Source organism: Legionella erythra (assembly GCF_001467615.1).
In the GTDB taxonomy this organism is placed as follows: Bacteria; Pseudomonadota; Gammaproteobacteria; order Legionellales; family Legionellaceae; genus Legionella_C; species Legionella_C erythra.
In genome coordinates, this window is record NZ_LNYA01000034.1 from 519,132 (window position 1) to 543,337 (window position 24,206).

The following is a 24,206-nucleotide window of genomic DNA, read 5'->3' on the forward strand; positions in this document are numbered from 1 at the left end:
TTTACTATGAATAGGGTGTTTAAGCAATTGAAATGTCAATCGTTGACGGCTGCTAAACCAAAAAAACCAGACTGATCTATACTTTAGCTAACTCAGAGCATGCGGCAAAGAAAAGAAAGGAAGCGAACCATGTTGCACCCCCTTGATAACCGTTCGATTTACAATTGGTATGATTGGGGCATGAGTGCCCTGCAGCCTTATTCTGACTATTGTCTGACGATGTCCCGCCGTTTCAGACGCGTTGCCGATAGCATGGATTTGCCGGTGAGAATTCCCTATCTTTCAGATGATCAAACGCAGCTCATGGCCGGTTTTCTAGACTCTGGCGTACGTTTTAACCGTGAGTTGGCTGGTTATTTTTATGTTTTTCACATGATGACCAATTTCTACGACAAGCCCCATTTTAATATTACTGAAGTTAAAATAGGCGATGAGTATTATGATATCGAAGAGGAAACGGCTGACAGAAAAAGCTTTTGCAATCTGCTGCACTTTCGCAAGAAGGGGCTGGACAAGGTACTCCCCAAATTGCTGTTGGTGGCACCCATGTCCGGGCATTACGCTACCTTGCTGCGCGGAACCGTGAAATCCATGCTGCCTTTTTACGATGTCTACATCACCGACTGGAAAAATGCCCGCGATGTGCCGTTAAAAGAAGGCGCATTTGATTTGGATGATTTTATTGAATACCTGATTTCCTATTTTCAGCTTTTAGGGCCTGACGTGAATGTCATGGCGGTTTGCCAGCCAACTGTGCCGACTCTGGCGGCACTCGCCATGATGTCGACTCAAAATGATCCCAAAACACCGCATTGCGCTATCTTACTCGGCGGCCCCATTGATACCAGCCAATCGCCGACCTCGGTCAATGAACTGGCTGTTTCCCGCGGCGATGACTGGTTTCAGCAGAATGTGATTACCATGGTCCCTGCCCGATTTCCCGGCGCCATGCGGCTGGTTTACCCCGGCTTTATGCAATTATCGGGTTTTTTAAGCATGAACATGCAGCGGCATCTGGAATCACTTAAAAACGCCATTGATAATTTCGCTTTAAAGAAAAGGGATCAGGCGTTTAAAATCATCGAATTTTATATGGAATATTTCGCAACCATGGATTTAACCGCGGAATTTTACATGCAAACCATTCATACGGTTTTTCAGGAAAGCCTGTTGGTCAAGGGCCGCTATAAATCGAAGGGACAGACAATCCGCCTGCAGGATATTAAAAAGACTGCCATTCTGGTGATTGAAGGGGAGCATGATGATATCACCGGCCTTGGCCAAACCCGCGCGGTGATTGATTTGTGCAAAAATTTACCAGATAGCATGAAGGAATATTTTCTGGCCATGGGCGTCGGCCATTATGGGCTGTTTAACGGCAGAAAATTTTCCCATATTATTCTGCCGGAAATTAAAAAATTTACCCACATGCACCATGGCGAATAGCGCTTTTACTGCATTTTCGTCCAGGCTTAGCCTTGGGAAGTGGCCCAATCCTTTTCAGTCGTCTCACTGAAATCCAGGTTGAGTTGTAAGGCGAGGTTATCAATCGCGCCTCCCAGTAGTTGAAACAATTGCTGCCTTTCCCGGGTTACGCCAATGTCCAGGTTTGCGTTTAAGGGGAGGGATAATTGTTGTGCCGCGTTATCAAAGGCCATCTCAGCGTCCTTCACGGTTATCGTTTCGTAGCGGTTATTATTGACCCGGCCCAGTGTGTGCATGGATTGGGCAAAGACGAAACGCAGCTCACTGACAGGCAAGGCTAATGCCGTATGCGTCGGCAAAGCGGTGGGATTATTGTAAAGCTCATCTAAATAGAAACGAATTTGCCGTGGGTAAAGAATAAAGGTACTGCCCGCAGCTTCCTGGGTATCAATGGCTTGCTGGTAAGCCTTGTCACTCAAGGTGTAATCATTGATGCGGTTGATTTTAGCCTTAAACGCGGGATTATTGGCATTGGCGCAGAGCTTGAAATAGGTTTTGGTGATGGGTGCCCAGGGGCCTGCGTTGTAGCCGGCATTGAGGAGCATGTCGAGGATGTTGTTATCGGGATTTTGAAGGTTACGCAGGCAATCGGGAAAATCCGTGGCGGAAGGGCCCCAGGGATCCTGATTGATGGCATAAAACCTTAATAAGGTATTGTATTGAAAATAAGCCGCTGCCAGAGGACCAAAGTATTTATTATCAAGGCTGTCAGGGCCTTTTTTTATTGTCTGTTGACCGCTGTCCTGATCGTCAATGCGATAGCCTAAACTTTTTTGCAGCACGGTAAAATTGATTAAGCCAATGCCGCTTTCCAGACGTTTGCCATAATCATTGATTTGGTAAGGCCCGCCTTGTCCCGGTGCAAGCAGCATGGAACGGATGGCTGGATCAGGATTTATCCAGGGCGATGTGCTCTTGTATGCGGTGGTTTGCAGGTTTTCCTGCAGCAGCTGCCCAAACAGGGAACCCGTTATGTAGTCCGAATTAAAGGCCAGCTTCGGATCATGCTGATGAATCAAATAGGCATACAAGGCTCCCGCGACCAGATTGGAAATCAACAAATCACGCGTGTTGTCATCAAGGGTCAGCGTTTCAGTCTGTTCCTCAAGAACCGCTGGGAATCCCATATGATAGTAAAGGTGATTGGTGTCCAGGGTTTGGGCAGGCAGTGGGTTAATCAGCAGCAGGCTTAAAAAGAATAAGGCAATTTTTTGCATCATCAACACTATGAAATAATAACTGGATCCCCATGATAATGGGCAATTATTAGCGCAATATTAAATCGGGGTGTTTGTTGCTGCGTCCTTCACGGCCTACGCACTTCAATTTTCAATCAAACTGAGCAAATGTTCTAAAAAGGAATTGTCCCATCCACCGATCTTTCGTTTACCTTTAATGCTAGCTTTTCTAGAATTGTCCTTTTTTAGTAAATTTAGAGCAATTCGGCGAAGCACAGCAAAATTTTCCGCACTATGACCTATCCTGGACCTTGCATAGTCATCATTGAAACTCATGTCTAAACACCAATGCAAACTATTTTCAACACTCCAATGTTGTCGTATGGCATGTGCACAAATTGCAGCATCTGGAGAAAGGGAGCTAATGTAATAGCGCGTTTGCGTGGTTGTTTGTCCTTGCTTAAATACTTTACTGTTAATCTTAATTAGACTATTTAGTCCCACCCATTTTTCTTTAAATTCAGGGGCATACATGACATGAAATACCGTGCAATCCCTTTGTTCAACCCGACCATGCCCCTTATCTACTTGGGTATCCTGGGAGTAAACCATAGCCTTAAATTCCATTTGTTCAGCTTTTTCAAAAATCGTTTTAATTTTATCATGTAGCAAGCCTTGATTTCCCTTGGCTGCCAGCATGTAATGTCCCCCTTTTTGAATAATTTGAGCAGCTAACTTTTTCTGGCAACCCATCGCATCCATCGTTACGGTAACCTGTTTCAAGTCGAGTACTTTTAAAAGAGCCTCCATTGCTGCAATTTCACCGCCTTTCTCGTCACATCTGACTTGCCCTAAAACAAGTCCATTCTCACTTGCCCAGGCACTAACTAAATGCAGAGCCTTCAATCCACGATTTTTATCAACACTCCTTCGTGATGTTTTTCCATCAATCGCAATTATTTCTCCTTGATGTTTCTCAATTAAAGTGGCTATCCAGGACATAAAACATAGTTCAAATTCTTTGGCATCTAATATTGAATAGAATCGTCTAAACGTATCATGAGATGGAATCCCATTTGGCAAATTTAAAAAGGTCTCTAACCAGTCCTTTTTGCAGTTTCCAAAGAGCTCGATATCAACCCAACTATCTGCACCACATATCACTGCTAATAAGGAAATAATTAAAATATCCTTCATTTCATGACGGCTATTGTGATTAATAACTCGGGGATCAATTAATGTAGAAAAGTGAGAAAGTAAGGTGTCGATTGTCAATTTAGAACACTCCATGGATTGAATATGGGCATGAAGTATCGTTTATGCATTCTAAAGTGTATATCAGCAAATTCTCCTCTTGCCCTGATCTTTTTCTTGCACCCACTTGATCTTTTTCTTACAGCGTTTTAAAAATCAGGTGCGTTAGCCGTGATAAATATTTTTGTAGACGACTAATCTAATGCTTTGATTTTGAATTATTTTTTAAAAAAAGGCTGCCATAGCAGCCAGTATTTCTGTTCAGGATAAAATTACCTGATGTTTATACCGCTGCGGCAGGCAGCGATCACTTTGTCGGCTCTGCGTTTGGTAAAAAGACCGCTCTCCACGACGCCAGGAATGAGTTTGATGGATTCTTCAAGAGCTATCGGGGTGGTGATATCCAGATGATAAACATCCAGAATAATATTGCCGTTGTCCGTTTTAAATCCTTCACGGTACTCTGGATCACCGCCTAACTTGACCAGTTCACGCGCCACATAGCTTCGAGCCAAGGGAAGCACTTCGACTGCAACCGGGAATGCGCCCAGGCGGTTAACGATTTTTGATTCATCGACGATACAGATAAATTCAGAAGCCACCGTGGCAATAATTTTTTCCCGTGTTAAGGCACCACCGCCGCCCTTGATCATGTCGTTCTGGGGGTTAATCTCATCCGCCCCATCGATATAAACCGGCAATTCACCCGCCGCATTTAAATCAATCACCGGAATACCAGCAGCCCGCAAACGGGTCTCGGTAGCGATTGAACTGGCGACGCAGGCATCAATGCGGTGTTTAATGGCCGCTAATTCATCAATAAAAAAATTGACCGTTGAGCCTGTGCCTACGCCAACGATCATGTTGTCCTCAATAAAGGCCAGAGCCGCTTTGGCCGCCTGCTGCTTTAATTCATTCATACAAAGCTCAAATGGGGTGAAAACCGCATTCTAACGCCATAAACTGTTCTTCACCAAATCAAGAATTTCAGTTCCCTGCCCATTGATAATGGCTTTCATCATGTAGAGGCTAAACCCTTTGACCTGGGCCGTGGTAATGGTTGGCGGCATGACCAGCTCATTGCGATTAACCCGCACATCCACCAAGGCGGGTCCAGCATGGCTGAATGCAACCTGTAAAGCCTGTTGCAATTGTTCAGGCTCCTCCACCCGAAATCCCTTAATCCCCACCGCTTCAGCCATTTTGGCAAAATCAGGGTTTTCTAATTCCGTGGCGTATTCCAGCATACCGCCGACATGCATTTCCATCTCCACAAAACCCAGGGTGCTGTTATTAAAAATAATGACCTTGACAGGCAGATTCTGTTGCACCAGGGTCAGGATATCCCCCATCAGCATACTGAAGCCCCCATCGCCGCATAAAGCGACAACCTGACGGGCAGGAAAGGCCGTTTGCGCGCCGATCGCCTGAGCCAGCGCATTGGCCATGGATCCGTGATTGAAAGAGCCCAGTAAACGCCGCCGGCCATTCATGGCGAGATAGCGCGCCGCCCAGACCGTGGGCGTGCCGACATCGCAGGTAAATATCGCGTCATCATGGGCTTCCTCGTTAATTAGGCGCGTTAAAAACTGCGGGTGAATCACTTGTTTGCCAGGGTTATAATTCGCCAGCGCGTCCAGATCACGCCGCGCCTTTTTATAGTGACTGACGGCTTGTTCCAAGTGACTGCTGTCTGTTTTGGTGTGAATCAAGGGGAGCAGGGCTTTTAAGGTGGCATCAATATCGCCAACCACACCGAGTGTGATATCGGCGCGTTTGCCCAATTGCTCGCCATGCAAATCAATCTGAATAATATCCGCTTTACCCGGATAAAATTGCCGATAGGGAAAACTGGTTCCCAGCAACAGCAGGGTGTCGCAGGACTCCATCGCATAATAACCTGAAGAAAATCCAATAAGGCCCGTCATGCCGACGTCATAAGGATTATCATATTCTACATAGGGCTTACCGCGCAGCGTATGAACCACGGGCGCACGCAATTTTTCGCATAATGCCATCAGCGATTGATGGGCATTGGCAGCCCCAATGCCAGCAAAAATGGTGACTTTTTTACCGTCGTTTAACCGCTTGGCCAATTCCTGCAATAAATCCGGTTGAGGAATAACCGCCGGTTGCGGCATGGGCATCCACTCAGGCATTGCCTCTGCCCGCATCTCCTGCAAAGCCAAATCGCCAGATATCACCAACACGGCCACGCCGCGTTTGGCCAGGGCAGTCTGCATGGCAATTTTGAGCAAACGCGGCACTTGTTCAACCGATGAAATGACTTCACAAAAACAACTGCATTCTTTAAATAAAATATTCGGATGGGTTTCCTGAAAATAATCCCCGCCAATTTCAGGGGTTGGAATATGCGCGGCAATGGCTAGAACCGGGGCATTGCTGCGCTGGCAATCATAAAGCCCATTAATCAGATGCACATTACCTGGCCCGCAACTTCCGGCACATACCGTCAACTCACCGGTTAATTGTGCTTCGGCGCCGGCAGCAAAAGCCGCCACCTCTTCATGGCGGGTATGAACCCAGCGGATGGTTTTGCGTTTTTGCAAAGCATTGGTAATGCCGTTTAAAGAATCGCCCACAATCCCATAAATGCGTTTTATGCCTGCCTTTTCCAACGATTCCACGAAAACATCCGCAACAGTAGCCATGTTTAGTCCTTAGCGCCGAGGCATTGGTATCATTACTGACCAACAGTGGGTGCTGACATCGGCACCGCCGGTTTTGTGGTCATGGATTGACCAGCCGGTTTGGGCGCAGGCCCTGCGGAAGCAGAAGATGACTGAGTCCCCGTGCTGGATGCGCTACTCGGCGCATTGGTGCGATCGTAGGTCGTTACCGTGGCCGATGAACTGCCATGATAGGTGGCATCATCCCTGGTGTTGGAGCCGCCCATCATGCTCTGCATGGTGTCGCAACCCGTCATGAACAGGGGGGATACCAATAACAATGAAGACATATAAACGGTGCGTAATTTCAATTTTTGCATATCATCATCCTTGAAATAATTGGAGATACAGTCGTATAGATTCTAGCGGGTGCTCCGGACGTTGTAAAACGCCAACTTGTTAATGCGATAAAATTGGGATAAATATGTCTTATGCGTATACTGCGCAACCAAATCATTAAAAGGATTACTCATGATTTACCAAACTATTCTTGAAACCATTGGCAACACCCCTGTTGTCCGCATTAATCGGATCAGCCAGGAATTGGATTGCGAACTCTACGCGAAATGTGAATTCTTTAATCCCGGCGGCTCGGTAAAAGACCGCATCGGCTATGAAATGGTTAAAAAAGCGGAAGAATCCGGACGCATTAAACCGGGTGATACCCTGATAGAGCCGACCTCAGGTAATACAGGGATAGGCATTGCCCTGGCGGGTGCCGTCTTAGGCTATCGTGTCATTATCACCATGCCAAACAAAATGAGCCAGGAAAAACAGGCCGTACTTGAACGCCTTGGGGCTACCATTTATAGAACGCCAACCGAAGCGGCATCCAGCGATCCGGACAGCCATATTTCGCTGGCTAAGGATTTACAGCGGCAAATCCCCAATTCCCATATACTCGATCAATATGCCAACCCGGATAATCCCAATGCTCATTATTACGGCACCGCCCAGGAAATTATCGATGATTTTGGTAAGGACTTGCACATGGTTGTCGCCAGCGTAGGGACAGGGGGCACCATCACCGGGATTGCCCGTCGCCTGAAGGAATATAACCCGGCCATTCAGATTGTGGGCGTTGATCCAGAAGGCTCGATTCTTGGCGGTGGGACCGAAATCAAGCCTTATCTCGTTGAAGGGATTGGCTATGATTTTTTTCCTGATGTATTAAACAATCAATTGATAGACCAGTACATTAAAACCAACGATGCGGATTCATTTGCCATGGCAAGGCGCTTGATTCGCGAAGAGGGTTTATTGGTCGGCGGCTCCTGTGGAGCGGCCATGTGCGGGGCTTTGCGGGCGGCGAAAAAACTTGGCAAGCATCAGAAATGTTTAGTCATTCTCCCTGATTCCATCCGCAATTACATGTCCAAATTCGCCAATGACGAATGGATGAAAGAGCAAGGTTTTTTATAAGAAACCCACTCCCCGGAAACGGGGAGTCATCTATTATTTAATGGCTGAAACAGAGCTGCGCGTATTGTCAAGGTTGTCGTTTTCAATCATATTGAGAACGAGTTTGGCATCCAGCTGGCCAATGCTGACCGCACGGGCAATAGCATGAACAAGCTCCTGAATAACCAGGGTCTCATGCGATCCTTGGCCCAGGGTAATGATGGCTGGCTTGCTCTGCGATTTGGCTATGATTTCAGCAAAGAAATGTTCATTACCGTATTCAAGCCCAACCTGGCGGATGCGTCCGCGCAGGTAATCGCTGCTGCCCATGCCTTTGACATACATGGAAATCAATTGTTCTCTGTTTAAATTACCATACTGCACCATGTTGGTCAGCAGGCTTTTATAATAATCAAACTCTGCCAGCAACCGCTTGTCTTCCGCCTCAATCCGGGCCAGGATAGCCGGCATTTCCGGATCGGGTTTGCTTTGTTCATGATTCGGCTCAAGCGAGGGAACCGGCTGATTGGCAACCAGTTGGAAGCGCTCGGGTTGGGAGACGCGAGGAATATAATGTTGTGCCTGCAACTGAATCACAACCTCGCCTACGCCTTGAGAGGCTTCTTTGCCATGGTATTTCATGGCGGGAATTTCCTTGTTCGGCTCGACAATTTTCACAGTAATTGGTACGTGCAGGGCATTAGCCAAGGCAGCAATTGCCGTCTCATCAATCCAGGTGGATTGTTGACGCATTTCAGCCGGTGTAGTGCCTTCTGCATTGTCAACGAAAGCGCCGCGGTAATCTTCAGGATGAGCCACCATTTCATCTACCGCAATCTGACGCAGCGTGTAAGCCAGTTTATCGATGAACTCAGCCATTTTAGCGGGTGAATCCACCATTCTCGCGGGGGAATCGACCAGATCACGCACACGCTCAGTCACTGTTTTCAAGCCGGAAGCATGTTTCATGGGAAACAATTTGAAGTGCCGGGCCAATAGCACCTTGAATAAATCTTCGACCGCCCGCGGGCGAGAATGAATGGGGTAGTTGTTTTTGGTTAACAGCTTATCAATTAAGGCAGCGGCAATGGCTCTAAAACCGCAATCACCTCGGCCGCCGACATCAACAAAGGCAGGTTCCTGAAGTTTGACTACTTTAGAGGAAGCCGGCATGCGGCCCTTCATGGGCTTAACCTTAGCCGGGTTTCTAAAAAAACTTGATGTACTCATCGCACACCTCTATATACTGGTTATTCTTCCATTCTAATCAAACTAGATTAAGGAAATATTAATAGAAATATTGTTTCTTAAATTACCTAAAAAATCAAATTTTAATCATTTTTCGAGCAGTGAAGGTGAATAAATTGCATAAGCTGCGCAAAAAAATCCTTATCCCACAAATTATTATGATCTTTATCTGCAAATTCAATCAATTTTTTGGGTTCTTTGGCTTTTTTATACAAAACCTGCGCCTGCTCAAAAGGAACAAGGCGATCCAGACGACCATGCAGAATAAGCAGGGGCGCATTGATGCGATCAATTCTTGATAAGGAATCAAACTTATCCCAGGGAGGCAGCAGAATCCAGGGATAATGAAATCGCGCCACCTCGGCCATTGACGTGTAGGGTGATTGCAAAATGACAGCGCAAAATCGGGTTTGTTCAGCCAGTTTCGTGGCGATACCGCTGCCTAAGGATTCGCCATAAAGAATCACAGCCTCAGAGGGTACGCCTTCGTTTAACAAGAAGGTCATCGCTGCCTCACCATCACGATAGAGGCCCAGTTCACTCGGGCTTCCCGGATTACCGCCATAACCACGGTATTCCAGCAGCAATACACCATAACCGGCATTTAAAAACCCTGAAACTAACGGCATGCGAAAACCGATATGTCCGGCATTGCCGTGCAGGTAGAGGATGGTTGGCTTTCCCGGCGTGGCCTTTTGGTACCATGCGTTTAAATGCAGACCATCCGATGTCACTAACTTCACATCCTCCATTCCTTGTGCATGGAAATGCTGTCGACTTGGCATTTGTTTTGCTGGAAAATAGATAAGATGCCGTTGCAAGAAATACAAAAGCAACATAACCAGCGTGAAAACAAAGGCGAGCGCCCAAAGAAATTGTTTCATAATTGCGTCATTAACAGGCGAAGTCCTTTACTTTAAAGCAGGGTCTCCATTCAAACAATATACAACCCAGGAGATACTGTACCCAGCAAGGAGATTGTATGGACGGTGTGCGGGAAGAAGATTTGCTGAGAATAAAGGAATTGCTGCGCCATACCAGTGAATTCATTGCCTATTTTGAATTGGCTGAAGTGAAAATGATGGAATGGCGGCAGGATATCGAGTTACAAACGCAGTTGCAGCAGCAACAAACACAGGAACAATTAAAAAGTCTGCATAAAGAACTTGATCATCTTCATGAGGTATTAACTCAGTCAGGGCTGGAACGACTCCGCCTGCATACCGAACAGGCGCTTAAACAGGGGGAAAACCAACTCCATTCATTGCAAAAAATCAGCCAGCACATGCTTGCCGATATGCAATCCCAACACCGGGAATTTACCAGGGCCGTCGAGAAAAGTTTAGCGCAGCTCGATGATTACACATCCACGGCACTTCAAAAAATTGGCTCGTTACTGGCTGACTATGATGTGCAGCATTTTAAACGGGTGGCCAATGAAAGTTGCGAATACGTGGAAAAGGCAGCCAGCCAGGCCATTGCCCAGAGCACCCGTCTTCTAAAAACATTTCAATGGCGGGCTGCGGCTCTCGCCTGCTTAACCACCCTGCTCACCGCCTTTGGCGTTGGATTATATGTCAACAATGAATTGCCATGGGAGATGCACCAGCAGGCACGCAATGAACGCGAGGCGGGTAAACTGCTGATGAAGGCCTGGCCAATGCTGTCGCAACAGGAAAAAGATAACATCGTCTCCGGCGGCAAAAGGAACAAATCTTGACTGGGTTAGTCTTTGCCGCCATCACGTCCCTGCTCGCTTTAAACTGGCCTGCCTTGAAACGGCGCCGGCGCCTGAGGCGATGGCGGCAGTCGCTTGCCCTGCCTTATCATGCGAAACGATTCAAGGCGCTTTACCAGGATGTGGATGGCTTCGCTTTATCCCGCCTAAGCCGCGCCAATCAGGATGCGCTTGAATACGTGTATGGGGAAATCGATTTTGAACCGTTTATTGCCTTGCTGTCTCTTTGCCGCATCACGGCTCACACTGTATTCTATGATTTAGGCAGCGGCAGCGGCAAAGCGGTGCTCGCCTGCGCTATGGTTTATTCACCAAAGCGCAGTTGCGGCATTGAATTGTTTACCCCGCTTCACGAAGCCGCCGAGCAGCGGCGCCTGCAATTGCAGGCATGGCCTGACTACGCACTTAAGGCAACGTGCATTGAATTCAAACAGGCCGATTTTCTGGAAACGGATTTAAAGGAGGCCGACCTGATTTTTATTAATTCCACCGCCTTCTTTGGCGATTATTGGCGGTTAATCATTCGCCATTTAGAGCAGTTAAAACCGGGAACCCAAGTGGTCAGTACCAGCAAACCGCTGGATTCCAGCGCGTTTAACGTGCAAAAAACCACCAGTCTGCAAATGAGTTGGGGCGCGGTTACAGCCTATTTACAGGACCGTGTGAGCAAGTAATAAACAAGTGGCTGCGCCCTGATTTGTATTATTTAGCGAAATCTTGGTACAGTTAATTGATAACATTGAATAATTTATTCTCGGGTCTATACTGAATATAAAACAATAAAATAGGCATTACCTGCAGTTCCCTGGTAATGATGGACCTTAGAACGCGGCTAACCGAGGTGGGTATGATTAAATCGGAACTCATTGCAACTCTTGCTGCTGAAATGACACGCCTTCCTGAGAAGCAAGTGACTGACGGCATTAACCGGATTCTCGACTTGATGAGCCAGGCACTGATTGATGGGAAACGCATTGAGATTAGGGGATTTGGCAGCTTTTCCCTGCACTATCGTCCGCCACGCAATGCCCATAATCCGAAAACCGGCGAAAAAGTGGTGACCGAAGCGAAATACAGCCCCCACTTCAAACCCGGTAAAGAACTTCGCGAACGGGTGGATGCCTCCCGGGGCAAAATACCCCTTGCGAAAGAGGATGAGTAAAACGCTTCATCAGGTCCGCGGTAAGGTCACGCCGGTTTGCCCCTGATACTTACCGCCCCTGTCGCGATACGACACTGCACAGACCTCATCTGACTCCAAAAACAACATTTGCGCCACGCCCTCATTGGCGTAAATTTTGGCTGGCAGCGGCGTAGTATTGGAGAACTCGAGTGTCACATGCCCTTCCCATTCCGGCTCAAGCGGCGTCACGTTCACAATAATACCGCATCGCGCGTAGGTGGACTTCCCCAGGCAAATGGTTAAGACATTGCGCGGGATTCTGAAATACTCCACTGTGCGGGCCAGCGCGAATGAATTGGGCGGAATAATGCAAACATTGGATTTAACATCGACAAAACTGTTCGCATCAAAATTTTTAGGATCAACGATGGCGGAATTGATATTGGTAAAGATTTTAAATTCGTCCGCACACCGCACATCATAACCATAACTGGAAACACCGTAGGAAATAATACGGCCATTTCCGGTTTCTCTCACCTGCCGGCTTTCATAGGGAGAAATCATGCCTTCTTCCATGGCCATTTTTTCTATCCAGCGATCTGACTTAATTGACATGGTAACCCTGTATAACGATAAAAACGATTTTCTACCACAAAGGATGCCTAAGGGGAAGCTATCGGGTCATTTTCCATGAAGGAATCAAACGGACTTCAGTAAAACATGCATCCAGCCATTCAGATATAGAGTACAAATCGCTTTAATTCCGCGTTGCAATACCATTTTCTTTGTGGTTTATTGTAAGAAAGAGGCAACAGGACCCATAGCATGATTGAAGTCATCATTTTGCTTTTAATCGGCGCGTTCGCTTACCTGTTAACATCTCTTATCTTCCCGGGCTACCCACTGTTTGCGCGTAATAAATCCTTAAAAGGCACCGATACGCTGACCCACCAGGACATATTGCAGCTATTGCAACGTTTAGACTATTGGCCGGTTGAAATCGATGGTGTCTGCCATGGTTTTACCTTAAATTGGGCTTTAGCCGCAGCCAACAAGTCAGAAGACTATTTTTTTAGCCTGCTCAACACGTTAAAGCAACACAAAGCCGTTCTGCTTGATAAGTCGATGGCTATCAGCGACAAAGTAAAAAATCACCAGGCCCTTAATCAAAACGATAGACGCATAGCCGAATTACCGTCACTTTTGGGTCTTATCTGCCTCGCTCAGTCCCCGGATGTTTATCATGAGGTTTACAATAAACCCCTGGCACAAAGCGATATTAATGCCATTCTTAAAATGATTCGTTTTCAAAAAACGCCAGAACATAAAACGGCCCAATGTGTCTATCAGAAAACATTACCCTGTGCGTCCAAGGCCAAGTTGTATGAGTATCTGCAACAAACCCGTCTGCTGGTCAGACTGGAGGATCATGTGGCCATTGTCGCCGGCAGTGAAGAGCATAGTCTGGGTTTTCGGGTGCATCCCAACGGCTGGTTATTTATGGACATTAATAACCTCTACAAACAGTCAAAGGACTATCCGCAACAAATCCTGTCAACCAGTGCACTCACAGAACGCTTGTATGAAACGCTTTTTGAAAAAGGCGACCATTTCATTTTATCCACTTGCTTTATTGCCAACCGCCATGCGAGTTTACTGCATCGCTTAAAGAAACTGGATTTGATGTTCCCGGTGACTAAAAAAAACATGGCTATCACCAATTCCCGTGGGTACGGTTTGCTGCCCATCGCCGCTCAAAGTAACGATATCCCCACGGTCAGAGAGGTACTGACACTGGGCAGTCAGCCTACTGCTCTCGATAAAACTCAGCTTAGGCGAACGTTTTATTATGCAGCAGCCTACAATCACGTAGCTATTCTAAACATGCTCCGTCAAAAAACCGGCCTTGATATGAATAGCCCCTGTGATTCCGACCAAAACAGCATGCTGTGTCTTGCCTGCCGGGAAGGACACACGGAAGCGGTAATGGAATTGCTTGATGACCCACGGGTTAATGTCAATTACGCCAACAAGGAGGGGCAAACGCCATTGATGCTGGCCTGTACCTCTGAATGTACAACCACTAATTGGGATCTTTTTTCAGCCTTGCTTAAACGGGGAGCCAATCCCTTGTCCCCCGAGGGCAAGCCCATTCTGGCGCTTGCCATGGTTTATAATAATGAGGCAGCAATCAATGCCATCAACGCTTTTCAACCCTCGCCAACAATAAAAGATGATGATTCCATTTTAAAACGCTGTTTAACGAAAGCCTATGGCCACTTTTTCCCCGCCCCGATCTCACTGCAACCTCAGGTTTCAAGCCCCATGGACAAGCCATCGATTTAAGTATTCAGTTTACGCAGCAAATCACCCAACTCCATCGGCATGGGGAAAATAATAGTGGAATTATTCGTTCCGGCAATGGTTGCCAGAGTCTGTAGATAGCGTAATTGCATGGCTTGTGGCTGTTGCGCCAAAACGTTGGCCGCCTGCAATAATTTTTCTGATGCCTGCAATTCGCCTTCCGCATGAATAACTTTAGCGCGACGATCCCGTTCAGCCTCGGCTTGTTTGGCAATCGCGCGAATCATGCTTTCATCCAAATCAACATGCTTGATTTCCACATTGGCGACTTTGATTCCCCAGTTATCGGTTTGCGCATCCAGAATGCGCTGAATGTCGCTGTTTAATTGCTCGCGTTCAGCCAACATTTCGTCCAGTTCATGCTGCCCTAGAACCGAGCGCAGCGTGGTTTGTGCCAATTGGCTGGTGGCTTCGAAATAATTTTCCACCTGAATGATCGCGTTTTTGGGTTCAACCACACGAAAATACAAGACCGCATTGACTCGGACTGACACGTTATCACGAGAAATCACATCCTGGCTGGGAATATCCATAACCACCGTACGTAAATCTACCCGCACCATCTGCTGAATACCCGGAATTACGATAATTAAACCCGGGCCTTTTACCTGCCAGAACCGCCCTAACATAAAAATCACACCGCGCTCATATTCTCGCAGTACTTTAAATGCAGACAGCAACAACAGGGCGATGATGATGACAACAAAAACGAGAAATTGTCCCATAGTAACCTCCTCGATTAATCCTGTTTACCTTGAGCAGCATGACTTTCCTGCCCTGATTTTTGAGAGGGTTTCATTTCCTCGACCTCTAACAGCAAACCACTTGCGGCAATGACTTTTATTTTTTTATCCTTAGCGATGGGATAATTAGACTGCACCTGCCAGATTTCGCCACGAATAATGGCTTGCCCCTGTAAATTAATCGTCTCAATAGTGCGGCCTTCAGCGCCAACCAGGATGGACAGGCCATGTTGAACGTCGTGCCGCCGCGATTTGATTGCCATCCCAAGCAACGTAAAAAGCACCAGAATATTGACTGCGGCCATGGCCCAAATAGCAGACCAGGCTATCTGGTAACCCTGGTGATCGGTATCCATTAACAGAATAGAGCCTAGTACAAAAGCCATACTGCCACCAATACCTAAGACGCCAAAACTCGGAGAAAACGCTTCAGCAATAATAAAAAGAAGGCCAAGAAGAATTAAGCTCAGACCCGCGTAATTAATCGGCAAAAGCTGCAAGGCATACAAGGCGAGTAGCATCGCAATGGCACCAATCACGCCAGGCAATACAAAGCCCGGGTTCATCAATTCAAAAAAGATGCCGTAAATGCCTAAAAGCAATAACAGGTAAGCGATAGTGGGTTCGGTAATCACCAGCAACAATTGGGTACGCCAATCCGGATTCAGGTGATTAATGGGTTTATTTTCAGTCTCCAGTTGAATTTTCAAGCCATTCTGCATGACGAATCTGCCATGCAATTTTCGCAATAAATCCTGTTCATTACTGGCAATGATATTAATCACGCCAGCCTGCAATGCCTCCTGAGCGGTCATGGTCGCGGCATCTGTCACTGCTTGTTCAGCGAATCGCGGATCGCGGCCACGCAACTGCGCCAGGGAACGAATGGTTGCCTGCGCATCGTTAGTTACTTTTTTGCTCATCGTCGAATCATTTTTCTTGCCACCCGGGCTGTTGTTGCCACCCAATTGCACAGGGCTTGCCGCGCCCAAATGCGTACCAGGTGCCATAGCAGCGATGGTACTGGCATAGAGGATATAGGTTCCAGCGCTTGCAGCCCGGGCGCCATTGGGAGCCACATAGGCAACAATGGGGGCTTTCGATGAAAGAATGTCCTGAATGATCTGGCGCATGGACTTATCCAATCCGCCTGGGGTATTGATGCGCAGGATAATCAGTGACGCCTGATCTGCCCCGGAAATACCCCGATGAATATAATCTGCCATGGCGGGGCCAATAGCCCCATCCACATGGAGAATAACAATTCGGGTTGCATAAGTGATTGCGGGAATGAGAAACAGGGCCAAACAAAGAACCCATCGCATAACCCAGGGCGGCCTTTTGTGCGGGCTCATACAACTTCCTGTTCGCTTCTCATATGTTAAGCATAGCACTTAACACGGAGAGCCAAGACGAACAGGTGTTGTTTAGGATCAGACACAGGGCTGACTTATTGCTTAGAAAAACACACCAATTTGAGCCACTACTGTATCGGCGGTTTTACCCGTGCCGAGCGTATTGGCGTTGACTACGCCCGGAGGCGCAATGCCATTGGCAACATCACCACTGCGGTAATCAATGTCATGGCGATATTCCAGACTTTCGACCGTATCTTTCCACAGTGAGATATTAAAGACGGTGCTGATGCGCTCACGCGGCAAATTGAGCGCCAGGGTGTCTTTAGACCATTGATAACCCAGCGCCAATGAAGCGGGCTTATCAAATGCTTTAAATGTAACCCCACCCTCAACCTGAGCAGCCTGAGGTTTTGCGCCTCGGCCATTAAAACTTAAAGCATTAGGGCTAAACGGTTTAGTCGCACCAACCCATTCTACCGCTAGCGTGTAGCGATCAAAGCTCACATTGCCATGGATATCAAAGGCAGGCACTTTGCCAACCGCTTCAGAGCCATTGGTGATTGAGCCAAACCCGCCGAAGGTGGTGCCTGCAGGGGAACCGGTATTCTGCATCCCGCCAGCATCGGCAATCGTACCAATGTAGCCGGCGCCAATTTCGCCAGTGACATCACCCTGCTCCAGGGTATAACCGGCATTGATACCGCCTACCCCGTCACGGCCCAGAGTCGTATCGGAGCGATAGGCATAGGCGGCAGCATAAGGACCTGTACCTTGTTGTGATTTATACCCAAAAATAATTGGTCTCGCCTTTGTGCGTGCCATGATCATCGTAATGGGTGAACTAACCATCGCACTTGAATACTTACCAAAGGGAACAAACAATTGGCCAGCCGTAAAGTAAAACGGCGACTTGTCCAGATTACCGATGTTGACAAAGCCCAGATTCAAATCAAAAGACGAATTGGCGACACGCTGGTTGCTTAAATCTGGCGGCGATTCATCATAAGCGATGCCAATAAACGCTTCCACCATATCATTTAACGCCGCGGCCACATCCAACTCACTGGAGCCCAGTGTAATGTCGCCTTGGGAGTTACCTATGAACGGTCTTGAAAAGGTAGCAACCGGTTCGGTTTTTCCACTGATGGCGATGATGGGCATGGTAGGCGCTGGGTAACCGATTCGTTCGTACGCGCGGTAAAGACGCCGACGTTGCTGCATCAAACGGATATCCCGGTTAATACTGGAGATATTGACAATATAATCCGAGCCGTCAAACGCAGGCCTGTCACCAAGGTAGGGAGATGATACGACCGGTGTACCGGCAATATAAGTCAACACCTGTTCATCTGCCACCAGCGCGGTTGGATAAAAACCGATGGACTCCGGATGACTATCAATCGCATGCACCGAGAGCAGGCTGCTATGAAAGGCCAACGGGCTTTCCCGGGGTATTGGCTTTTTATTGTTGGCGGTATTTCCAGCGGTTTTTTTGGCTTGTCTGTCTTTCCGCTCAGGGGCCTTCACCGGTTGGGTGGTTTGAGCCACCACTTTCTTTTGTAACTGATTAATCTGACTCTGAAGGGCTTTGGTTTGGTTTTGGAGGCGTTGAATCTCTTGCAACAATTCCTTATTGGCTACAGCAAAACCCGGACTGGACAAGGCAGCCAGGGCTACAAATAATACTTTGTGTTTCACAACCGATACTCCTGATTATAATTCAATCTTCCGCTTGCTTCGGCGAATCGATTATAACTGGAGGCAGCCAGGCTGGCCAGCGATTGTTCAATATATTTGTCTAAAACGTAGTTTTCCGCAGATCCAATAAAAAACCCATCCGAAGATGGGTTATAAAGGTCTGGATAATATTAGGCAGGAGCAACCCATTTAAGGCCGCCGTAAACGCCATACATACCAAAGTCAGACATATCAATTCGTAAGCAACCGCACAATGGATTAATGTGCTGCAAGGAATTGAAGTAATTAAAGACTTGATAGCCTGCTTCAATATTCAATGTGCCATTTGCGGTTTCATAAGCATAGTTGGCGCCTAACTTGGCTTCCACGCTGGGAACCACCGATTTTTGCGTACCGTAACGAGTAAATGCAACCAGATTATTACCAAAGAAGGTTGCCTCGTTATAACGTCCGGTTCCATAAAGAATAGATCCAGAGGTATTGGCAGTAATGCTGAAGTTTTCCGTTAAGTCATAGGAAAAATCAACGCCAACGACAGGACCCACTCCATTGAAGTCGGTATTTTGCGTACCAAACACCCCAGACGTCAACAACAGGATCGTGGGGGAAACAACGCTGTAAGCCAAATTGCTGTTGACACGAATATCTGCGTATTGGAAACCGCCATAAAAACGGGCGTTTTTACGCATACCCATATCCACATGCTGACCCAATACCGCATTGACACGATCAAACTTGTTAGTGAATGTGTGAGTAAAATTAGCGTTTACAACACCACCCAGAGGGGAGGGAAATACGCCAGTGAACGAACCGTTGTTACTGTCCACATCATAATGCAGCCAATCGACCGTTAGGTCGTTACCCGTGCGGAAATGGTAGGAGCCTTCCAGTTTGTATCCCCATCCCCACTCATTGTCCACGTCTTTGTATTCGCTTAATGAGGAGGCGGCGAGACCGTAGGCCTTGTCAGCGTCATAAATTGGTTTTAAATACAATGCCTGAATTCCCAGATCCCATTTTTTTGCTTCACAGGGGACAGTGACATCGCCTGGGGTACAGGTTGGAGCAGGTGGAGTACCGTACATACCCGCTGCTGCAAAACCACTGATACTCATTCCTAGAATTGCCAGGGTTATTTTTTTAAGCATTTTTACTCCCTTAATCAAAAAAAAGCCCATCACAGGTGATGGGCTTAAATCTTACCGAGTCGCTAATTAAACGTTGCCAACCCACTTCAGACCGACGTAAGGACCGTGCAGAGCGAAGTCCGTTTCGATAACGTTAGTACCAACGATTGCTGGGCTAGTTCCAAGATGCTGAGCATTGAAGTAGTTAACCCACATGTAACCAGCATCCAGAGTCAAATCGCCTTGAGCCATAGCGTAAGTGTATTTAGCACCCAGTTTAGCTTCCAACTCAGGAACGATAGCTGTTCTAGAGCCGTGAGTCGTAGCAACAGTAGTGCCGTTGATCACACGAGCTGTGTCAAACTTGCTGTCGCCAACCAGGATAGCTGTTGCGCCGTTTGCGTAAACTGCGAAACCATTACCCCAATCGTAGGACATGTCAGCACCGATGCGAGGACCGAAACCGTTGAAACGCAGGTCAGCTGTATCGCGAATAGCTAAAGCGTTAACTTGAGACCAGAAATCAGTGTCGATACGAGCGTATTGAGCACCACCGTGGAAGCGGATGTTTTTGAACTCACCGAAGTCAACGTGTTGACCGAATTCAAAGTTTACAGCATCCCATTTTGGCTCAACGCTAGCAACCCCACCGAAAGCGAATAAATCGTCAGTGAAATTGAAGTCAGTATCTTTGCTGAAGTGATACCAGTTGATGTTGATGTCGTTACCAGTGCTGAAGTGGTAAGAACCTTCTAACTTGAAGCCCCATCCCCAATCCAGATCCAGGTCATGGTAGTAGGTGTTGTTAGCAGCATCAGTAGTAGCGAAACGGTAACCGAAATCGCCATCATAAACTGGTTGCAAATATAAAGCTTGTACACCGAAATCCCAAGCAGTTCTTTCGCAAGGAACGGTGACATTACCAGGGGTGCAAACAGGACCCATGGTACCAGCAAACACTGCACTGCTTCCTAAAGCAAGAACAGCTACCGCTGTTTTTTTCAAATTTAACATTGCTTCATCTCCACTTTTTATTATTAACTTTCCGTTTTGCTGTCAAAGCACAACAAGGTGTTGACCACAGTACGCAATCATCGCTCTATCCGAGAACGTACATAGGCAAATTATCTAGTCCAATTCTTGTAAAGTCAACATTAAAATTGCAAGTTTTATCAACAATCTTAATATTTCCTTCGAATTCGCTCATATTTTATTCAGCCTGAAAAATATAATGCAGAACTCACACAAGCAGGCTTAATGGTTAAGGCTACATGAATTTTTTTCCTTTTGCCACCTGAATTCACGTTTTTTTTTGCTTTTTTCTGCAGAGAGAACCAATCATGCATCTTATTGAAACAATAAGATAATTTAAATAGCATTATTGCTAATTATCAGCAGATGGGTGTTTAAGGGGGATTATTGACCTGCGTATATATATAATGTATGCCGAAGCCGATTAATCGAAGCAGCCTATATTTTTTTCTCTATTTCGACCACGACGCGGCGGTTTAAAGCCATTCCGGCCTCCGTCGTATTGGGCGCGACCGGATCCAAAACGCCAAACCAGGTGGTATAAATCAGGTCCTTGTTGATGCCGTGACTTAACAGAAATTTCTCAACGGCTTTGGCTCTGGCTTCTGACATGGCGTTGTTAATGGATTTGCGCCCCCGATCGTCAGAATACCCGTAAATGTTGATTTTTTTAACCTGCGGATCGGCATTCACATAGGTCACGATGCGTTTGAGTTGTCGCAGCTGTACCTCCTCCAATTTGTAATCATTGGTCTCAAACAAGACCACCGTGGTTTTAACATGCTCGTAATTAAAAGGCAGCAGGTTACCCAGGCAACGCTGATATTTGCCATAGACCTTCTGAAAATGGATTGGCGACAGAATGACTGTAACAGGAAACCCTTGTTCAGAACGGTAGTGAATACGCGTGTTAAACCCCCTGGCTAGATAGGTCAACGCACTGAGGGCGGGATCACGCGGCAGAAAAAGGGCGAACTCACCGGGAGTCAGCGCCGTTTTCGCAATCGGAAAATGCATGCCCCGCGGCTTCCAGACAGGTTCTTTGGCATAGACCACCGCCGGCAATTCTCTCTGCACCTGCTCCCATTTACTCATGATAAAATGTGGAGGCCTGGCGGCATACTGTTCAAAATAGGCAATACCGTAGTTGGGTATAACCAATGACAAGCCGCAGCGCAGCCGGTTGCCTGTCACTTTCCATTTTTCATAACCCATGGGGCTTTTATATTGAACAGGCACCACCGCCTTCACCTGTTCACCCCACAGGCTGCCAATCACGATGATGGGCAAAACTGAACGTGTAAAAAACTGCTTCAAAGCCATTTTTTGCTCATCCTGCTTTGTTATTCCGTGTTATGCTCCCTATTATCGGCTAACTTTGTGGAACCTTTATTTTGCAAACACTGGTTATTACTCGCCCAGACGATTGGCATGTTCATTTTCGTGACGGCGATGCACTTCAGAACACCGTCCCAGCTACCGGCAGGCATTTTGGCCGTGCGCTTGCGATGCCCAATTTAAAGCCTGCCTTAACATCGGTTAAAGCCGTGCTGGCTTATCGGGAGCGCCTTTTAAAGGCTCTGCCGTCTTCTTACGATTTTGTCCCTTACATGACGCTTTATATTAATGAACAGGTAAAGCCCGAAGAGATGTTAGCCATTAAACCGGGCGATGCGATTCTGGGGGCTAAACTCTACCCCGCCGGCGCCACCACCCATTCAGACGAAGGGGCACGTTCTTTACGTGCTTTATACCCTGTGCTAGAGGTCATGCAGCAACGCGATCTGGTATTGCAGATCCATGGAGAAATAACGCACGGGGATATTTTTGACCGCGAAACGGCCTTTCTTACCGAAGGGCTACTGCCTTTAACGCGTGATTTCCCTAAGCTGCGCATGGTACTGGAGCATATCTCCACCCGAGCTGCCGTTGATTTTGTCAGTGAGGCCGGTGAGCAGGTGGCAGCGACCATCACACCCCACCATCTATTATATAATCGCAATCAACTGCTGAGCGGCGGCATCAAGCCCCATTATTACTGCCTACCGATCCTTAAACGGGAGCGCGATCAAGCGGCGTTACAACAAGCGGCAGTCAGCGGCAACCCTAAATTTTTTGCTGGCACCGACAGTGCGCCGCATGCCCGTCAGACCAAGGAAAACGCCTGCGGCTGCGCGGGCATTTATTCTGCTCCCTATGCCGTATCCCTTTACGCTCAGGTATTTGAGCAACTGGGTGAGCTTGAAAAACTGAATCATTTCATGGGTCATTTTGGCGCTTCCTTTTATCAATTACCCATCAATAAAGCCCAATTGGTGCTGCAAAAGCAGCCGCAACAAGTCCCTGAGTATCTCCATTTCGGCACAGACACCGTCATTCCAATGGCCGCAGGGGAAGAATTAGCCTGGAGTGTTCATGAAGGTTAATGCATTATTAAAGTCCAACCTTAAAAACCGTTTTCGCGGCTTTCTCCCCGTTGTGGTTGATATCGAAACAGCGGGGGTTGATCCCTGTAAAAACGCCTTACTGGAAATGTCCATTGTCATTCTGGATATGGATGAGAAGGGGCATTATTATCCAGCTACCACATACTTTGAACACATTCTGCCTTTTGATGGCGCGGAGCTGGATGCCAAATCACTGGCCTTCAATCAAATTGATCCATTTCAACCCTTACGCTTCGCAGTGGATGAAAAAATTGCTTTAGAGCGCCTGTTTACGCCCATCCAGGCGGCACTGGACAAAAGTAAATGCCAGCGGGCCGTCCTTGTCGGCCATAATGCCTGGTTTGATTTGCTCTTTATTAAGGAAGCCGTGAAACGAACCGCCGTGAAAAGCCCTTTTCATGCCTTTACCTGTTTTGATACAGCCACCCTGGGGGGCTTGTTTTATGGCGAAACCGTCTTAGCCAAAGCAGCTGCCGCCGCAGGCATTGCTTTTAATACCAATGAAGCGCATTCAGCCATTTATGATGCGGAAAAAACAGCGGAATTGTTCTGCCGGATGATTAATACCTGGCATAAAACGCTGGCTAAAACCGTGCAGGAATAAGCGAAGCATTTGCCGGCTATATATATAGCCGGCAAAACCCCTTACAGGGAATCAGAGTGAGAAGCCAGGTACTCGGCAACGCCTTTGGGAGAGGCCTTCATTCCAGCCTTGCCTTTTTGCCAGCCAGCGGGGCATACTTCGCCATGCTCTTCAAAGAATTGAACCGCATCAATAATACGCAGAATCTCATCCACATTACGGCCAATGGGTAAATCATTCACGATTTGCGAACGAACCACACCATTCTTATCAATAACAAACGCCCCGCGGAATGCAACGCCGGCGACCGGATGCTCGACGCCGTAGGATTGGCAAATGGTGTGCGCGATGTCTGCAGCCATCGTAAATTTGACTGCGCCGATGCCACCGTCTTTAACTGCCGTGTTACGGTAAGCGTTGTGGGTAAACTGCGAGTCAATGGACACAGCAATAACTTCCACACCGCGTTCTTTGAATTCATTCATGCGGTGATCCAAAGCAATCAGCTCAGACGGGCATACAAACGTGAAATCAAGCGGGTAAAAGAAAACCAGTCCGTATCTCCCTTTGATGGTGTCATGCAAATTAAATTTATCAGTAATTTCACCATTACCCAGTACGGCAGGTACAGTAAAGTCCGGGGCTTTTCTTCCAACTAAAACACTCATCTCTGCTTCTCCTTAGGAAAGGCGTACTAAGTACGCGGATTTAAATTCACGGTGTGCAGGGCACGATGC

The 24,206-nt window shown here is 47.3% G+C and carries 23 protein-coding genes; 8 read left to right on the forward strand and 15 right to left on the reverse strand.

The genetic code is table 11. From position 1 onward, the window contains the following. Positions 1-129: 129 nt before the first annotated feature. A complete protein-coding gene (gene phaZ, locus Lery_RS13645; RefSeq protein WP_058527779.1) occupies positions 130-1,446 on the forward strand; it encodes a polyhydroxyalkanoate depolymerase in 1,317 nt (438 codons plus the stop codon). Between the two features lie 26 nt (positions 1,447-1,472). On the opposite strand, the gene Lery_RS13650 is transcribed toward phaZ, so the two are convergent. The 5 genes from Lery_RS13650 to Lery_RS13670 form a co-directional block, all read right to left on the reverse strand. After that, positions 1,473-2,705: a hypothetical protein gene (locus tag Lery_RS13650; RefSeq protein WP_058527780.1), complete on the reverse strand. Its 1,233-nt coding sequence runs from the start codon at positions 2,703-2,705 to the stop codon at positions 1,473-1,475. A gap of 102 nt (positions 2,706-2,807) precedes the next feature. Further along, positions 2,808-3,938, reverse strand: a complete 1,131-nt coding sequence (locus tag Lery_RS13655) for an ISAs1 family transposase (RefSeq protein ID WP_162262972.1) — start codon at positions 3,936-3,938, stop codon at positions 2,808-2,810. Between the two features lie 251 nt (positions 3,939-4,189). Then, positions 4,190-4,837 (reverse strand): ribose-5-phosphate isomerase RpiA, encoded by a 648-nt coding sequence (rpiA, locus tag Lery_RS13660; protein ID WP_058527782.1) that lies wholly within the window; start codon positions 4,835-4,837, stop codon positions 4,190-4,192. A 30-nt stretch (positions 4,838-4,867) separates the two neighbouring features. Next, positions 4,868-6,589, reverse strand: coding sequence for a ubiquinone-dependent pyruvate dehydrogenase (poxB, locus tag Lery_RS13665; protein ID WP_058527783.1), 1,722 nt, complete (start codon positions 6,587-6,589; stop codon positions 4,868-4,870). Between the two features lie 32 nt (positions 6,590-6,621). After that, positions 6,622-6,927 (reverse strand): hypothetical protein, encoded by a 306-nt coding sequence (locus Lery_RS13670; protein ID WP_058527784.1) that lies wholly within the window; start codon positions 6,925-6,927, stop codon positions 6,622-6,624. A 151-nt stretch (positions 6,928-7,078) separates the two neighbouring features. Here Lery_RS13670 and Lery_RS13675 point away from each other — a divergent pair, with 151 nt between their 5' ends. Next, a complete protein-coding gene (locus tag Lery_RS13675; RefSeq protein WP_058527785.1) occupies positions 7,079-8,029 on the forward strand; it encodes a pyridoxal-phosphate dependent enzyme in 951 nt (316 codons plus the stop codon). Between the two features lie 33 nt (positions 8,030-8,062). On the opposite strand, the gene Lery_RS13680 is transcribed toward Lery_RS13675, so the two are convergent. Both Lery_RS13680 and Lery_RS13685 read right to left on the reverse strand, forming a co-directional pair. Continuing rightward, complete coding sequence (locus Lery_RS13680) at positions 8,063-9,238, reverse strand: hypothetical protein (protein ID WP_082657215.1); 1,176 nt, start codon at positions 9,236-9,238, stop codon at positions 8,063-8,065. Between the two features lie 101 nt (positions 9,239-9,339). Further along, positions 9,340-10,140, reverse strand: a complete 801-nt coding sequence (locus tag Lery_RS13685) for an alpha/beta hydrolase (protein WP_131750978.1) — start codon at positions 10,138-10,140, stop codon at positions 9,340-9,342. 98 nt (positions 10,141-10,238) lie between these two features. Between Lery_RS13685 and Lery_RS13690 the strand changes: the two genes are divergently transcribed. The 3 genes from Lery_RS13690 to Lery_RS13700 all read left to right on the forward strand — a co-directional run bounded on the left by Lery_RS13690 (position 10,239) and on the right by Lery_RS13700 (position 12,156). Further along, positions 10,239-10,976 (forward strand): hypothetical protein, encoded by a 738-nt coding sequence (locus Lery_RS13690; RefSeq protein WP_058527788.1) that lies wholly within the window; start codon positions 10,239-10,241, stop codon positions 10,974-10,976. After that, the gene (locus tag Lery_RS13695; RefSeq protein WP_058527789.1) at positions 10,973-11,668 is read left to right on the forward strand and encodes a class I SAM-dependent methyltransferase; all 696 of its coding nucleotides are present in this window, start codon (positions 10,973-10,975) and stop codon (positions 11,666-11,668) included. The genes Lery_RS13690 and Lery_RS13695 overlap by 4 nt, the downstream gene beginning before the upstream one ends. Positions 11,669-11,841: 173 nt before the next feature. Beyond that, entirely contained in the window at positions 11,842-12,156 is a 315-nt protein-coding gene (locus tag Lery_RS13700) for an integration host factor subunit beta (protein ID WP_058527790.1), read from the forward strand. A gap of 9 nt (positions 12,157-12,165) precedes the next feature. Here Lery_RS13700 and dcd read toward each other — a convergent pair whose 3' ends face one another. Continuing rightward, complete coding sequence (gene dcd, locus Lery_RS13705) at positions 12,166-12,732, reverse strand: dCTP deaminase (RefSeq protein ID WP_058527791.1); 567 nt, start codon at positions 12,730-12,732, stop codon at positions 12,166-12,168. 210 nt (positions 12,733-12,942) lie between these two features. Here dcd and ankG point away from each other — a divergent pair, with 210 nt between their 5' ends. Continuing rightward, the gene (gene ankG, locus Lery_RS13710) at positions 12,943-14,463 is read left to right on the forward strand and encodes a Dot/Icm T4SS effector AnkG/AnkZ/LegA7 (protein WP_058527792.1); all 1,521 of its coding nucleotides are present in this window, start codon (positions 12,943-12,945) and stop codon (positions 14,461-14,463) included. Here the strand turns inward: ankG and Lery_RS13715 are convergent. The 6 genes from Lery_RS13715 to Lery_RS13740 form a co-directional block, all read right to left on the reverse strand. Beyond that, positions 14,460-15,206, reverse strand: coding sequence for a slipin family protein (locus Lery_RS13715; RefSeq protein WP_058527793.1), 747 nt, complete (start codon positions 15,204-15,206; stop codon positions 14,460-14,462). The genes ankG and Lery_RS13715 overlap by 4 nt on opposite strands. Before the next feature lie 14 nt (positions 15,207-15,220). After that, positions 15,221-16,579, reverse strand: a complete 1,359-nt coding sequence (locus Lery_RS13720; protein ID WP_131750979.1) for an NfeD family protein — start codon at positions 16,577-16,579, stop codon at positions 15,221-15,223. 102 nt (positions 16,580-16,681) lie between these two features. Continuing rightward, entirely contained in the window at positions 16,682-18,280 is a 1,599-nt protein-coding gene (locus tag Lery_RS13725) for an LbtU family siderophore porin (RefSeq protein ID WP_058527794.1), read from the reverse strand. Between the two features lie 170 nt (positions 18,281-18,450). Beyond that, on the reverse strand, positions 18,451-19,428 hold the full coding sequence (locus Lery_RS13730; RefSeq protein WP_058527795.1) for an Lpg1974 family pore-forming outer membrane protein: 978 nt from the start codon (positions 19,426-19,428) through the stop codon (positions 18,451-18,453). A 66-nt stretch (positions 19,429-19,494) separates the two neighbouring features. Further along, positions 19,495-20,421 carry an Lpg1974 family pore-forming outer membrane protein gene (locus Lery_RS13735; RefSeq protein ID WP_058527796.1) on the reverse strand — a complete coding sequence of 309 codons (927 nt, stop codon included), beginning with the start codon at positions 20,419-20,421 and terminating at the stop codon, positions 19,495-19,497. Positions 20,422-20,877: 456 nt separating this feature from the next. Continuing rightward, the gene (locus tag Lery_RS13740) at positions 20,878-21,762 is read right to left on the reverse strand and encodes an OmpA family protein (RefSeq protein ID WP_058527797.1); all 885 of its coding nucleotides are present in this window, start codon (positions 21,760-21,762) and stop codon (positions 20,878-20,880) included. A 71-nt stretch (positions 21,763-21,833) separates the two neighbouring features. Between Lery_RS13740 and pyrC the strand changes: the two genes are divergently transcribed. Both pyrC and rnt read left to right on the forward strand, forming a co-directional pair. Beyond that, on the forward strand, positions 21,834-22,865 hold the full coding sequence (gene pyrC / locus Lery_RS13745; protein WP_131750980.1) for a dihydroorotase: 1,032 nt from the start codon (positions 21,834-21,836) through the stop codon (positions 22,863-22,865). Then, a complete protein-coding gene (gene rnt, locus Lery_RS13750) occupies positions 22,855-23,490 on the forward strand; it encodes a ribonuclease T (protein WP_058527799.1) in 636 nt (211 codons plus the stop codon). Before pyrC ends, rnt begins: the two co-directional genes overlap by 11 nt. Before the next feature lie 41 nt (positions 23,491-23,531). On the opposite strand, the gene Lery_RS13755 is transcribed toward rnt, so the two are convergent. Further along, positions 23,532-24,137 (reverse strand): peroxiredoxin, encoded by a 606-nt coding sequence (locus tag Lery_RS13755; protein WP_058527800.1) that lies wholly within the window; start codon positions 24,135-24,137, stop codon positions 23,532-23,534. Between the last annotated feature and the right edge of the window lie 69 nt (positions 24,138-24,206).

Coding starts and splice junctions, on each gene's coding strand:
- phaZ (WP_058527779.1), top strand. CDS start 130: ATGTTGCACCCCCTTGATAACCGTTCGATTTACAATTGGTATGATTGG.
- Lery_RS13650 (WP_058527780.1), bottom strand. CDS start 2,705: ATGATGCAAAAAATTGCCTTATTCTTTTTAAGCCTGCTGCTGATTAAC.
- rpiA (WP_058527782.1), bottom strand. CDS start 4,837: ATGAATGAATTAAAGCAGCAGGCGGCCAAAGCGGCTCTGGCCTTTATT.
- poxB (WP_058527783.1), bottom strand. CDS start 6,589: ATGGCTACTGTTGCGGATGTTTTCGTGGAATCGTTGGAAAAGGCAGGC.
- Lery_RS13670 (WP_058527784.1), bottom strand. CDS start 6,927: ATGCAAAAATTGAAATTACGCACCGTTTATATGTCTTCATTGTTATTG.
- Lery_RS13675 (WP_058527785.1), top strand. CDS start 7,079: ATGATTTACCAAACTATTCTTGAAACCATTGGCAACACCCCTGTTGTC.
- Lery_RS13680 (WP_082657215.1), bottom strand. CDS start 9,238: ATGAGTACATCAAGTTTTTTTAGAAACCCGGCTAAGGTTAAGCCCATG.
- Lery_RS13685 (WP_131750978.1), bottom strand. CDS start 10,140: ATGAAACAATTTCTTTGGGCGCTCGCCTTTGTTTTCACGCTGGTTATG.
- Lery_RS13690 (WP_058527788.1), top strand. CDS start 10,239: ATGGACGGTGTGCGGGAAGAAGATTTGCTGAGAATAAAGGAATTGCTG.
- Lery_RS13700 (WP_058527790.1), top strand. CDS start 11,842: ATGATTAAATCGGAACTCATTGCAACTCTTGCTGCTGAAATGACACGC.
- dcd (WP_058527791.1), bottom strand. CDS start 12,732: ATGTCAATTAAGTCAGATCGCTGGATAGAAAAAATGGCCATGGAAGAA.
- ankG (WP_058527792.1), top strand. CDS start 12,943: ATGATTGAAGTCATCATTTTGCTTTTAATCGGCGCGTTCGCTTACCTG.
- Lery_RS13715 (WP_058527793.1), bottom strand. CDS start 15,206: ATGGGACAATTTCTCGTTTTTGTTGTCATCATCATCGCCCTGTTGTTG.
- Lery_RS13720 (WP_131750979.1), bottom strand. CDS start 16,579: ATGAGCCCGCACAAAAGGCCGCCCTGGGTTATGCGATGGGTTCTTTGT.
- Lery_RS13730 (WP_058527795.1), bottom strand. CDS start 19,428: ATGCTTAAAAAAATAACCCTGGCAATTCTAGGAATGAGTATCAGTGGT.
- Lery_RS13735 (WP_058527796.1), bottom strand. CDS start 20,421: ATGTTAAATTTGAAAAAAACAGCGGTAGCTGTTCTTGCTTTAGGAAGC.
- Lery_RS13740 (WP_058527797.1), bottom strand. CDS start 21,762: ATGGCTTTGAAGCAGTTTTTTACACGTTCAGTTTTGCCCATCATCGTG.
- rnt (WP_058527799.1), top strand. CDS start 22,855: ATGAAGGTTAATGCATTATTAAAGTCCAACCTTAAAAACCGTTTTCGC.
- Lery_RS13755 (WP_058527800.1), bottom strand. CDS start 24,137: ATGAGTGTTTTAGTTGGAAGAAAAGCCCCGGACTTTACTGTACCTGCC.